Origin of the sequence: Mesorhizobium amorphae CCNWGS0123 (assembly GCF_001686985.1) — a bacterium.
In the GTDB taxonomy this organism is placed as follows: Bacteria; Pseudomonadota; Alphaproteobacteria; order Rhizobiales; family Rhizobiaceae; genus Mesorhizobium; species Mesorhizobium amorphae.
Genome location: NZ_CP015318.1, coordinates 5487524 through 5500088, shown reverse-complemented (window position 1 = coordinate 5500088; position 12565 = coordinate 5487524). Strand labels below are relative to the sequence as shown.

The 12565-nt window shown below is 64.4% G+C and carries 12 protein-coding genes; all 12 read left to right on the top strand.

What is annotated here, in order from left to right; all coding sequences use genetic code 11:
• Positions 1-82 precede the first annotated feature (82 nt).
• The 12 genes from A6B35_RS25730 to A6B35_RS25675 all read left to right on the top strand — a co-directional run bounded on the left by A6B35_RS25730 (position 83) and on the right by A6B35_RS25675 (position 12548).
• Positions 83-2029: an acetoacetate--CoA ligase gene (locus A6B35_RS25730; protein WP_006206167.1), complete on the top strand. Its 1947-nt coding sequence runs from the start codon at positions 83-85 to the stop codon at positions 2027-2029.
• The gene (locus A6B35_RS25725; protein ID WP_006206168.1) at positions 2026-3177 is read left to right on the top strand and encodes a thiolase family protein; all 1152 of its coding nucleotides are present in this window, start codon (positions 2026-2028) and stop codon (positions 3175-3177) included. Before A6B35_RS25730 ends, A6B35_RS25725 begins: the two co-directional genes overlap by 4 nt.
• On the top strand, positions 3177-3617 hold the full coding sequence (locus tag A6B35_RS25720) for a Zn-ribbon domain-containing OB-fold protein (protein WP_006206169.1): 441 nt from the start codon (positions 3177-3179) through the stop codon (positions 3615-3617). Before A6B35_RS25725 ends, A6B35_RS25720 begins: the two co-directional genes overlap by 1 nt.
• Positions 3614-4066, top strand: a complete 453-nt coding sequence (locus A6B35_RS25715) for a MaoC family dehydratase (RefSeq protein ID WP_006206170.1) — start codon at positions 3614-3616, stop codon at positions 4064-4066. Before A6B35_RS25720 ends, A6B35_RS25715 begins: the two co-directional genes overlap by 4 nt.
• 5 nt (positions 4067-4071) lie before the next feature.
• The gene (locus A6B35_RS25710; RefSeq protein ID WP_040584140.1) at positions 4072-5307 is read left to right on the top strand and encodes an MFS transporter; all 1236 of its coding nucleotides are present in this window, start codon (positions 4072-4074) and stop codon (positions 5305-5307) included.
• 66 nt (positions 5308-5373) lie between these two features.
• The gene (locus A6B35_RS25705; RefSeq protein ID WP_006206172.1) at positions 5374-6210 is read left to right on the top strand and encodes a GntR family transcriptional regulator; all 837 of its coding nucleotides are present in this window, start codon (positions 5374-5376) and stop codon (positions 6208-6210) included.
• 200 nt (positions 6211-6410) lie between these two features.
• Positions 6411-7187 carry an SDR family NAD(P)-dependent oxidoreductase gene (locus tag A6B35_RS25700; protein ID WP_006206173.1) on the top strand — a complete coding sequence of 259 codons (777 nt, stop codon included), beginning with the start codon at positions 6411-6413 and terminating at the stop codon, positions 7185-7187.
• A 26-nt stretch (positions 7188-7213) separates the two neighbouring features.
• Positions 7214-7873 carry an L-fuculose-phosphate aldolase gene (locus tag A6B35_RS25695; protein ID WP_006206174.1) on the top strand — a complete coding sequence of 220 codons (660 nt, stop codon included), beginning with the start codon at positions 7214-7216 and terminating at the stop codon, positions 7871-7873.
• Between the two features lie 70 nt (positions 7874-7943).
• On the top strand, positions 7944-8945 hold the full coding sequence (locus A6B35_RS25690) for a sugar ABC transporter substrate-binding protein (RefSeq protein ID WP_065518283.1): 1002 nt from the start codon (positions 7944-7946) through the stop codon (positions 8943-8945).
• Between the two features lie 104 nt (positions 8946-9049).
• Complete coding sequence (locus A6B35_RS25685) at positions 9050-10540, top strand: sugar ABC transporter ATP-binding protein (protein ID WP_006205596.1); 1491 nt, start codon at positions 9050-9052, stop codon at positions 10538-10540.
• Complete coding sequence (locus tag A6B35_RS25680; RefSeq protein ID WP_006205597.1) at positions 10537-11568, top strand: ABC transporter permease; 1032 nt, start codon at positions 10537-10539, stop codon at positions 11566-11568. The genes A6B35_RS25685 and A6B35_RS25680 overlap by 4 nt, the downstream gene beginning before the upstream one ends.
• On the top strand, positions 11565-12548 hold the full coding sequence (locus tag A6B35_RS25675) for an ABC transporter permease (RefSeq protein WP_006205598.1): 984 nt from the start codon (positions 11565-11567) through the stop codon (positions 12546-12548). Before A6B35_RS25680 ends, A6B35_RS25675 begins: the two co-directional genes overlap by 4 nt.
• The last annotated feature ends 17 nt before the right edge of the window (positions 12549-12565 follow it).

Sequence of the window (12565 nt, the reverse complement as noted above, 5' to 3'; positions counted from 1 at the left end):
TTCTGGTCATAACCAATAATCTGAAAGCAACATGCAGACAAGATGACGGCTTCGCGCCGGCCTGCATTGTGGGAGGAAATCCATGTCATCCGTGCTTTGGGCGCCGGCGCCAGCCGCGTTCGGGTCGTCCAATCTTGCGATCTTTTGTCTGGCCAACGGCTTCGACCCTCGCGACTACGAGACGCTGCATCGCTGGTCGGTCAGTGACCCCGGCGCGTTCTGGCGGGCGGTGTGGCACTTTGCCGGCGTGATCGGTGATCCCGGCGCGCGATCTTTCCTGCGCGATGATCAGGCGCCGATGACGCAGAGCCGGTTTTTCCCGGACGCATCGCTCAATCTCGCGGAAAACCTTTTGCGTGGCAACGATGATCGGGTCGCGGTCATCGAGGCCGACGAGGGCGGCCATTTCCGCACGTTCACGCTTGGTGAACTGCGCCGGCGTGTCGCACGGACAGCGCAAGGCCTGCGCGCGGCCGGCGTGGCGAGGGGCGACAGCGTCGGAGGCATCCTGCCCAACCGTGTCGAAGGTCTCATTGCGCTTCTGGCGACGCTTTCGATCGGTGCTGTCTGGTCGTCCTGCTCGCCGGATTTCGGCGCCGCGGCGATCGTCGACCGCCTCGGCCAGATTGGCGTCAAGGCGCTGTTTGCAGCACCCCGCTACCGCTATGCGGGCAAGGAGCACGACATTTCCGATCGGCTGGCCGAGATCGTCGCGGCGATGCCAACGGTGACCATGCTGGTGCTGGCCGGGGAGGCGGGCGCGAAGCCGGACTGCGCGGCGACTTGTCTCGCCTTCGACGATTTCGGCAGCGACGGTACATTGGTCTTCGAACGTGTGCCGTTCGATCATCCGGCCTATGTGCTCTACACCTCCGGCACCACGGGTGCCCCGAAGGCGATCGTCCACCGCACCGGCGGCGTGCTGCTCCAGCATGTGAAGGAACATCTGCTGCATGGCGACGTTCGCCCCGGCGATGTGGTGAGCTGGTACACCAACACGGCCTGGATGATGTATCATTGGCTGATCTCGGGCCTCGCCTGCGGCGCGGCTGTCGTGCTCTACGACGGCGCGCCGATCCTGAAAACCGCTGATGGCCTCGACCCCAGTCCGCTCTGGGCAATGGCGCAGCGTGCAAGCGTTACCCATTTCGGCACCAGCCCGAAATATCTGGCTACGCTGGCCGGCGAAGGCTACGCGCCGGGACGTCTGCACGACCTGTCCTCGTTGCGCTCGCTGCTCTCGGCCGGTGCGCCAGTCTCGCCCGGCCAGTTCGACTGGGTCTATGCGCATGTGAAGCAGGACATGATCTTTGCCTCGATCTCGGGCGGCACCGAGATCATCGGCTGTTTCCTGCTCGGCTCGCCGATCCATGCTGTTCGCCGTGGCGAGCTGACCGTCAAAGGGCTGGGCCTCGCGGTGGCTGTCATGGACGAGCGCAATGCACCGGTCATCGGCCGGCAGGGTGATCTGGTCTGCACCGAACCGTTCCCGTCCATGCCGCTGACCTTCTGGGGCGAAGACGGCGATGCGCGCTACCACGCCACCTATTTCGCGGCACGCCGGGAAATCTGGACGCATGGCGATGTCGCGGAGATGACCGCGCATGGCTCGGGGATCATCCATGGCCGATCGGACACGACGCTGAAGCCCGGCGGCGTGCGCATCGGCACGGCCGAGATCTATGCCGCCTGCGAGGCCTTTGCCGAGATCGAGGATTGCCTGGTCTTCGGCACGCCGGTCGAAGGCGACGAAGAGATCGTGCTCTGCGTCAAACTGAATGACGGCTTCGCGCTGACGCCTGAACTTGCCGGACGAATTCGCAAGGCGATCTGCGAGGACGCCTCGCCGCGGCATGTCCCGCATCGCATCCATGTCGTGCACGCCGTGCCCTACACCCTCAATGGCAAACGGGTGGAGGGCGCTGCGCGCACCACGGTTGAGGGCAAGCCGGTCAGGAACCTGGCTTCTCTGGCCAATCCCGCGAGTCTTGACGAATATCGTGCGCTCGACAGGAGCAAGGCGGCATGAGCCAGGCCAGGGGATCAGTCGTCGGCATAGGCGAGTTGAAGCCACAGCGCCTGACCAGCGGCGTGACGACACTGGAAATGATTGCCGAAGTCTCGCGGCTCGCCGTGTTCGATGCAGGACTGGAGCCGGAAGCCATCGACGGGCTGCTGGTCGGGCCGCAGGTCGGCGAAACGCCGCAACACGTTCCGGCAACCATCGCCGAATATCTCGGGTTGGCACCGACGATGGCCAATGTTGTCGATCTCGGTGGTGCCTCCGGCGCTGGCATGGTCTGGCGCGCGGCGGCAGCGATCGAAGCGGGCATGTGCGAGACGGTACTTTGCGTGCTCGCCAACAATCGTGAGGAGACGGCACCCCGCTCGCCCAACCGCAATCCGATCCGCGAGTTCGACGTGCCGTTCGGTGCTTCGGGCGCCAACATCTCCTACGCGCTGCTGATGCAGGCGCATATGGCGGAGTATGGATCGACTCCGAAGGATTTCGCCATGATCGCGGCAGCCGCTCGCGCCAACGCACAACTGAACCCGGATGCCATCTTCTTCGGTAAGCCGGGGGATGTGGAAACGGTCCTGGCTTCGCCGATCATCGCCTCGCCCCTGCATCTTCTTGAAATCGTCATGCCGGTCGCCGGCGGCGAAGCGGTCATAGTCACCTCGGCCGGACACGCGCGCTCCTTGCGCAGACCACACGTGCACCTGCTCGGCGCCGGCGAGAAGGTCACGCATCGTGCGGTCAGCCAGGCGCCAAGCCTCACTTCCGGCCCACTGAAGAGTGCCATAGCGCGGGCCTTCGCCCAGTCCGGCACGCGCATCAACGATATGGACCTTCTGTCGCTCTATGACTGCTACACCATCATGGTCGCCACCACGATCGAGGATGCCGGCCTGTGTGCGTCCGGCCAGTTCGGGGAGTGGCTGCGCGACCACGACCTTTCGCATCGCGGCGACAAGCCGCTCAACACCCATGGCGGCCAGCTCGGCTTCGGCCAGCCAGATCTTGCCGGCGGCATGACGCATGTCGTCGAGGCGGTGCGCCAGCTGCGCGGCGATGCCGGCGAACGCCAGATCGGAAAGGCTAGGCTCGCTCTGGTCACCGGCAATGGCGCGACAATGAGCGAAGCGACCGCACTCGTGCTGGGAGTCGCCTGATGTCCGTCGATCTCAACGCATTGAAAACCCCCGGTCCGACGATCACCGCGCTAACCCAGCCATTCTGGGATGCGGCGGCGCAAGGGCGGCTAAGAATTCAGCACTGCGAGGACTGCGGCAAGGCCGTGTTTTATCCGCGGCCGATCTGCCCGCATTGCTGGAGCAAGCGCCTGGTCTGGAAAGAGGCGTCGGGCAAGGGCCAGCTGAAGTCCTTTTCGCAGGTGGACAAGCCGGGCCATGCCGGCTGGCTGCCGGCCGCTCCCTATGTGGTTGGGCTGGTCGCACTGGCCGAGGGCCCGACCATGCTGAGCTTCATCTTGCCCGGCGCGCGGCCACCGCGTGTAGGAGACGCGTTGCTGCTCGCGCCAACGGCCATCGGCGGCCGTGTCCTGCCAGCCTTCAAATCAGTCGAAACCGCAACAGAGGAGAAGCCGCAATGAGCACAGAGACAAAAGACGGCTGGGCAGGCGTGGTGAAGGGCCGCCCGCAAGTCGGTGCCTTCGCCGAACGCACGAGGCGCACGCGCGCCAGCGACATCGAAGCCTTCACCGACATGACCGGCGACCGCAATCCGCTGCACTATGACCGCGCGCTGGCCGAGAAATCGGTGTTCGGCAAGCTGATCGTCCAGGGCGGCGTCACATCGGGCATCCTGAATGCGCTGGTCGCGGAAGACCTGCCGGGACCCGGCACCGTGTTCCTCGAAGTCGCCTGGAAGTTCGTCAAGGCGGTCGGGGTTGACGAGGAGATCACCGGACGCGTCGAGGTCAGGGAGGTGCGCCCCGACAAGCCGATCTGCAAGATCGAGACATCGGTGCACAACGGCCAGGGCGAGCTTTGTCTCACCGGCACGGCCACGGTGTTCACCGTTCCGCTGCAAGGCGCATGATCGCGATGGACGACAGCCGTCCCGGCGTGGCGGCCGACAGCGAACGCTGGCGTGTGCTGTCGCTGCTTTGCCTGGCTGTCGTTCTGTCGCTGACCACCTGGTTCTCGGCAACTGCCATCCTGCCGGAGCTGAAGCAGGACCTTGCGCTCACTGCCGGCGCCGAGGCGTGGCTGACCAACGGTGTCCAGGTCGGCTTCGTGATCGGCGCGCTGGCGGCGAGCCTGGTCAACCTTCCCGACCTGATGCGGCTCAGCCGTCTGATGGCAGCGGCAGCATTGGTTGCCGCGCTCGCCAATGCCAGCCTGCTGTTCCACCCCGATCCGAGCGGCGCCATCGCCGCGCGCATCGTTACCGGCGCGGCACTCGCCGGCGTCTATCCGCCGGCCCTGAAGCTGGTCGCGACCTGGTTCACGCGCGACAGGGGGCTGGCGCTCGGCGCGGTCATTGGCGCGCTGACCATCGGCTCGGCGCTGCCGCATCTCTTCCGCGCCGCCTCGAGCGCGCTCGACTGGCAGCCGGTGGTTGCCGCCGCCAGCCTTGCGACAACGATCGGCGCGCTGCTGTTCCTGCTGTTTGCCAGGGAAGGGCCCTATCCCTTCGGCAAGGCGGCTTTCGAGCCCTCGCGCATCGGTCAGGTGTTTCGCGAGAAGCCGCTGCTGCTCGCCAATCTCGGCTATCTCGGCCACATGTGGGAACTCTACGCCATGTGGGCGTGGCTGCTTGCTTACACGCGCGCCGCTTTCGAAGCACAGGCGATCGGAACTGCCGCTGTCACCTCGCTGTCGACTTTCTTCGTCGTGGCCTCCGGCATCCTCGGCTGCCTGCTCGGAGGTTATCTCTCGGACCGCATCGGCCGAACGGCGACAACCGCCGGCATGATGATCGTCTCGGGAAGCTGTGCACTGCTGATGGGCTTCCTGTTCACGGGGCCGCTCTGGCTGTTCATGCTGGTCGCCATCGTCTGGGGCATTTCGGTGGTCGGCGATTCCGCGCAGTTTTCCGCTGCCGTCACCGAACTCGCCGACCGCCGCTTCGTCGGCACGGCGCTGTCGGTGCAACTCGGTGCCGGTTTCGCGCTGACGGTGCTGGCCATCTGGCTGACACCACGCTTCGCCGACCTCATCGGCGGCTGGCGCTGGGCCTTCCTGCTGCTCGTTCCCGGGCCGCTTCTCGGGGCTTCGGCCATGCTGTGGTTGCGAAACTTGCCGGAGAGCGTGAATATGGCCGGCGGCCTCCGCTAGGGAGGACGCTGCCGCTTTGAGTCGCGGCAATGATTTGCGGCGGGTTGAATGGAACAAACGACCAGAATGCGTGGGCGTCCTCGCTATGACCAGGAAGATGCCGGAGCCGCCGAGGCGTTCCGCACGATCGGTTCCAAGGTCGAACTTAATCGCGACGAGGCCGCACCGCTCTGGGTGCAATTGCGTAACCAGGTCGAGGAAGCCATCAACACCGGTCTCCTGGCCGCCAATTCCCGCATCCCGTCGGAGATGGCGCTGTGCGATTTCTTCGGCGTCTCGCGCCCGGTCGTGCGCGCGGCGATCGGCTCCCTGTCCAGCGAAGGCCGCATCATTAAGATGCCCCGCAAGGGCATGTTTGTCGCCGCACCGCGCGAGCATGTCGACTTCATGACCGCCAATCTCGGTGTGTTCGACGACCTAACAGCCAAGGGCCACAAGGTCTCGACGCGCACGCTCGAAATCTACCGCTGCCCGCCGAGCGAGAAGGAGTCGAAGGTCTTCGGCATTCCAGCTAATGGCAGCGTGGTTCGCATCAGCCGCGTCTACATGACCGACGGCGTGCCGATCACCATGACTCGCATCAGCCTGCCGGGGCATCGGGTGCCCGGTCTCGAAAACATCCTGTCGGAAAACCACTCGATTTTCGGCACCATTCGCTCGGTGTTCGGGCTGACAGTGAAGCGCGCCGACCGTTGGCTGCGCGCGGCTTTGCCCACCAAGGAAGAGGCCGAGCAGATGGGCGTTGCCGCCAACACGCCGCTGATCGAAATCGAGTCGATCGCCTATGATGCGGACGGTGCGGCGCTCGAATATTACGAGGCCTTCTACAACTCCTCCGTCGCCCGCATCCACATGGCCGTCGAGCAGCCGTCGGCGACGGTGAACGGTGTCGATCGCACCTGAATCTTATCACTCAAAAAAGTTTCCGTTTTCTGGTTATAACCAGATTGACGGACCCGGGAAGCTTCTGTAACGTCCTTGCCATGGGTCGGGAGGAGCCTGACCTCTAAGGCATTATCAGGATCGATCGGCTTGCGACGCCGCCTTGGCGGCGAGGGGAAGATTTTGCCCGCGCCCATGCCTGATCCTGATGGAGGATTTGCATGGACTACCGGTCGCAATTCGACCTGACGGGCGAGGTTGCCGTCGTCACCGGCGGTGCCAGCGGCATCGGTCTGGAGGCCGCCAAGGCGCTCGGCACCTGCGGCGCGCGCATCGTCCTGCTCGACATGGATATGGAGGGCCTGGATGCAGTCGCCGAGGCGCTTAAGGAGGCCGGTGTCGGAAGCGTCGATGCCCGCGTGCTCGACGTCACCGATCCGCGTGCCGTCGAGGCGATGGCCGCCAAGATCGTCCGCGATTTCGGCCAGGTCGACATACTGGTCAACAGCGCCGGCATCGCTCGCCTGAACACCGCGCTCGACACATCAGACGAGGAATGGCGCCAGGTTATGGATGTCAACGTCAACGGCGTCTACTGGGCCTCGCGCACTTTCGGCCGGTCCATGGTCGCCCGCAAGAAGGGCTCGATCGTCAATCTCGGCTCGATGTCGGGCCTGATCATCAACCGTCCGCAGACCGCGCCGTCCTACATGGTGAGCAAGGGCGCCGTACACATGATGACCAAGGCGCTCGCCGTGGAGTGGGCGAAATCCGGCGTACGCGTCAACGCCTTAGCGCCGGGCTATGTCGGCACCGAGATGACGCTGAAAATGCGTGAGCGTCCCGAGCTCTTCAACACCTGGATCGACATGACGCCAATGGGCCGGCTGGGCGAGCCGCACGAGATCGCTTCGGCGATCCTGTTTCTCGCCTCACCGGCGTCGAGCTATGTCACCGGCGCGATCCTGTCGATCGATGGTGGCTACACGGCCTGGTGACGGCCGAGCAAGGATTGGAATACCGCATGACCGTTTCTGACCTAGAGGCACGCCAGGCAATCATCGATGCCTGCCTCGAGATGAACGCGCTGGGCATCAACCAAGGCACGTCAGGCAATGTCAGCAGGCGCCATGGCGAGGGCATGCTGATCTCTCCGACCAGCACGCCTTACGAGACGCTGGTGCCCGAGGACATTGTCTTCATGGCCTGGGACGGCGAGGTAGACGGGCGCCTGCCACCGTCGAGCGAATGGCGTTTCCATCTCGACATCATGAAGGCGCGGCCCGAGGTCAACGCGGTCGTCCACGCGCATCCGACTTACTGCACGACCATCGCCATCATGGGCCGGAAGATACCGGCGATCCATTACATGGTGGCGGTCGCCGGCGGCAGTGACATTCGCTGTGCGCCCTACGCCACCTTCGGTACGGCGGAGCTCTCGGCGCATGCGGTGGAAGCGCTGCGCGATCGCAAGGCCTGCCTGCTCGCACAGCACGGCATGATCGCGGTCGGCTCCAGCCTCAGCCAGGCGATGTGGCTGGCGGTCGAGGTGGAAACGCTGGCGCGTCAGTATCACGGTGCCCTGCAGATCGGCGAGCCGCCGGTGCTGTCCGAGGAGGAGATCGAAAACGTCATCAAGCGCATGGCCAGCTACGGCCTGCGCGACAATGGCGCCGCTGCCTGAGGAGCAGCAATCCACAGTTTCGCATATCCTTCGGGAAGGCCCGGAGCGATCAACAAGGGAGGAAATGAAAATGACCAGATCAATGAAAGGTATCATCGGGGCGCTCACCCTAGGGTTGGCGGCGGCTTGCAGCCTGGCCGCCATCTCCAGCGCCAGCGCCGAGGAACTGTCGCTCAAGGGCAAGCGCATCGGCGTGTCCGCCATCGGTACCGACCATTATTGGGACCTAATGGCGTTCAAAGGCATCCAGGACCGAGTCAAGGAACTCGGCGGCGAAGTCATCGCGCTTGACGCCGGCCGCAAGGATCAGCAGCAGATCGCCCAGCTGCAGACGCTAATCGCGCAGACGCCCGACGCCATCATCGAGCAGCTCGGCAATCTCGAAGTGCTGAACCCGTGGCTGCAAAAGATCCGCGACGCCGGCATCCCGCTGTTCACGGTCGATACCGCAACGCCGCACGCCATCAACAACACCACGTCGAACAACTACAATATCGGCGCCGAGATCGCGCTGCAGATGGTCGCCGACATGGGCGGCAAGGGCAATGTGCTGGTCTTCAACGGCTTCTACAGCGTGCCGGTCTGCAAGATCCGCTACGACCAGCTGAAATATGTGCTGACCTCGTTCCCCGATGTGAAGATCGTCGAACCGGAACTGCGCGACGTCATCCCGAACACCGTGCAGAGCGCCTATTCCAACGTCACCGACATGCTGACCAAGGCGCCCGAGAAGGGTTCGATCGGCGCGGTGTGGGCCTGCTGGGACGTGCCGCAGATCGGCGCCACGCAAGCGGTCGAGGCTGCTGGCCGCAACGAGGTCAAGACCTACGGCATCGATGGCAGCCCGGAAGTCATCAAGATGGTGATGGATCCGAAGTCGTCTGCAGGCGCGGTGGCCGCGCAGCAGCCCTATGAGATCGGCAAGACGTCGGTTGACAATGCCGCCAGATATCTTGCCGGCCAGAAGGTCGCGCCCTTCACCTTCGTGCCCGCGGTGCTGATCAACAAGGAAAATGCCGCCGAAAAAGGAAGGCCGTTCCTCGACGCCGCCGAAAAGGCAGGCGTTAAATAGGCGGAACGAAACGGCGGGCAGCCATCCTAGGGAAATGGCCGCCCGCCCACCATCAACCAGGATTGACGGCCATGCAGACAGCAAAGTCTGAAATTGCTGTATCGATGACGGACATATCGAAGCGGTTCGGTCCGGTGCGAGCGCTGGACAACGCGAACCTCGAGATTGAGCGCGGCTCGATCCTCGGCCTTGTCGGCCAGAACGGCGCCGGCAAGTCGACGATCATCAAGGTGCTGGCCGGCATCATCCGACCGGACAGTGGCACCATCGTCATCAATGGCGAGACCGTGACTTCGCTGTCGCCTCCATCGGTGGAAAAGCTCGGCGTCCATTTCATCCATCAGGACAGGCTGCTGGTGCCGACCGCGACGGTCGGCGAGGCGGTATTCCTCGGCCATGAAATCGGCCTCGGCCCATTTGTCAGCCGCCGCGCCATGGAGCGCAAGGCAGCCGATTTGCTGAAGCGGTTCTTCGGCATGGAATTGCCGTCGGGAAATCTTGTGAAAGACCTGACCACCGCGCAGCAGAAGGTCGTCCAGATCACCCGCGCGCTGGCGCAGAAAGCGTCGGTGCTGGTGCTGGACGAGCCGACCGCGGCACTGGTCAAGCGCGAGGTGGACAGCCTGTTCGACGTGCTGCGCCGGCTGCGCGACGACGGCATCGCGGTGGTCTTCATCTCGCATTACATGCAGGAGATCGAGAAGCTTTGCGACCGCGTCACCGTGATGCGCAACGGCACCGATGTCGGCACGGTCGATCCGCGCCAGACATCGATCGACGAGATCATCTCGATGATGATCGCCCGCGATGTCGGCGAGATGTTTCCGAAGCGCTCGGTCACGCTCGGCGCGCCGGTGCTGGAGGTTTCCAATCTTCGCCTGGGCGGCAGTTTCGAGAATGTCGGCTTCAACGTGCGCGCCGGCGAGATCGTCGGCCTCACCGGCCTCCTCGGATCCGGCGCCAAGGAAATCGTCCAGTGCCTGTTCGGCCTCAAGACAGCCGATGGCGGTCAGGTCAAGGTCGAGGGCAGGGAGCTGTCGCTGTCGACGCCGGTCAAGGCGGTGCGCGACGGCATCGCCATGCTGCCGGAAGATCGCCGCGCGCATGGCGTGGCGCTCGGCTTGTCGGTGCGCGAGAACATTTCGCTCGCCAGCCTGCGCCGCTATTCGCGCGGCGGCATGGTCAGCCGTGGCTTGGAGAACCAGGCGGTCGACGGCCTGATCAAGGAACTATCGATCAAGACGCCACATCGCGACGCGCTGGTGCGAGAGCTCTCCGGCGGCAACCAGCAGAAGGTGGCGATCGCCAAATGGCTGAGCTGCCAGTCGCGCGTCTATGTGCTGGATGAGCCGACAGTGGCTGTCGATGTCGGCGCCAAGGTCGAGATCTATAATCTGTTGAACCGGCTGGCGGGCGAGGGCGCGGCGATCTTGCTCCTGTCGTCCGACCTGCTCGAACTGGTCGGCGTCTGCGACCGCGTGCTGGTCGTCTATCGCGGCAAGCTGGCCGGCACCTTCTCCGGTGCTGCGATGAACAGCGACGCGCTGCTCGCGGCATCGTCCGGTGCCCGCACCGTCAAGGAAGCTGCCGCATGAACGCGACCGCACTCCATTCCGAAGCCGTCGTTTCCGACGAGACCCGCGCCAGTGCCAAAAGCGCCGGCCGCCGCTTCGGCGCGCTGGTCGTTAGACTCGGCGCGATTGCCGCCTTCGCCGGGATCATATTCTATTTCGTCCTCCTCGCGCCGGGCTTCACCTCGACCTTCAACCTGATCAATGTCGTCGAGCAGTCGGCAATCCTGGGCGTGCTCGCCTATGGCATGACCTCGGTCATCATCGGCGGCGGCTCCGATGTCACTGAAGGCGGCATCGATCTCTCCATCGCCGCCAATATGGGGCTCTGCGCCGCCGTCTATGCCACGCTGCTGTCGATGGGCTATGGCGATATGCTGTCGGTGCTCGCGGCCATAGCCGTCGGCATGGCGGTCGGCGCGCTGAACGCCCTTGCCGTGGTCGGTCTCGGCATACTGCCGCTGCTGGCGACACTTGCCGTGCTCAACGTCGCGGCCGGCATGGAACTCACCCTTACCCAGAACACGGTCGTCGGCGCATCCTCCCCGCTGCTCGGCTTCCTCGTCTCCGGGTCCTTTCTCGGGATTTCGGCGCTGGCCTGGGCGCTGATCCTGTTCTCCGCCCTCGTCATCGCTGTCTTCCACTACACCTCATTCGGGCTCCGGCTCTACGCGGTCGGCGGCCATCCCGAAGCAGCGCGCGCGGCCGGTCTCAGCGTGCCCTTCTATGTCTCCTTCACCTACGTGCTGAGCGGCTTCTGCGCGGCGGTGGCAAGTGTGCTCACCGTCTCGCGCCTGTCGGCCAGCACGCCCGGCTCCGGCGAACTGCTTCTGTCAGTGCTGGCGGCAGCGCTGCTCGGTACAGTCTTTTCCCGCCGCTTCGTGCCGACCATGGGGGGCACGCTGCTCAGCGTGCTGTTCATCGGTCTTCTCGTCAACGGCTTCCAGCTGCTCAACGTCTCCAGCTATTGGGTGAATGGCGTGCAGGGCGCGCTGATCCTGCTGGTGGTCGCCATCACATCCTTTGCGCGCGGTTCGGAGGGTTCACGATGAGCGTCTCGGCCAATGACAGCCCCAAGATGAACCTGCGCGCCTTCCTCGCCAAATACAGCGTGCTCATTGCGTTCGCCGCCATCGTCATCTTCTTCGCCGTGGCGAGCCCGACCTTCCTGACGCTCGCGAACCTCTTCAACGTACTGGTCAACAACGTCGTCATGCTGGCGATCGTGGCGCTGGGGCTGACCATCGTCATCTCGTCGGGTGGCATCGATCTCTCCGTCGGCGTCTCCGTAGACATGGCCAGCATGGTCTTCGTGATGCTGCTTGCCGCTGGCTATGGCGGCGTGGCCGGCGTCGGCGGCGGATTGGGCGCGGCGCTGATCGTCGGCATCCTCAACGCCATCCTCATCACCAGGCTCAACATCAGCCCGTTCCTGGCAACGCTTGGCGTGCTTTTCATCGGCCAGAGCACGCAGCAGCTTGCCACCAGCGGCGGCCAGCCGATCTATCTCACAAGCGGCTATGCCGCTGACCAGTTCAACGCCATTGCCCGCACCGCTTTGTTCGGCGTGCCGACGCCGGTGATCGTGCTTGTCGTCGTGGCCGTTGCGGTCCATGTCCTGCTGCACCGCTCGGTCTTCGGCCGTTACGTGCAGGCGATGGGCGCGCAGCCTGGTGTGGCCTGGTATTCCGGCATTCGCGTGCCGCGCGAGCTTTCCTTGGTCCATATGCTGTGCGCGCTGCTCGCCGGCGTCACCGGCATCCTGCTGTCGGCGACGGTGAAGTCCTACGTGCCGCTCTCCGGCAACGCTTTCCTGCTCGACGCCATCGGCGCCACCTTCATCGGCACGACGCTGAGCCGCGAGCGCAAGCCATCCGTCATCGGCACGCTGCTCGGCGTGCTGCTGCTTGCCATCGTCAAGAACGGGCTGCTGCTGGTCGGCTGGAATTTTTACTGGCAGCAGGTTGGCATCGGCGTGCTCGTCTTCCTGGTGCTGGCCGCAAGCTTCGGCCTGCGCCGCGCCTCGCATTGAGTTCGAAAGGGTTGTCT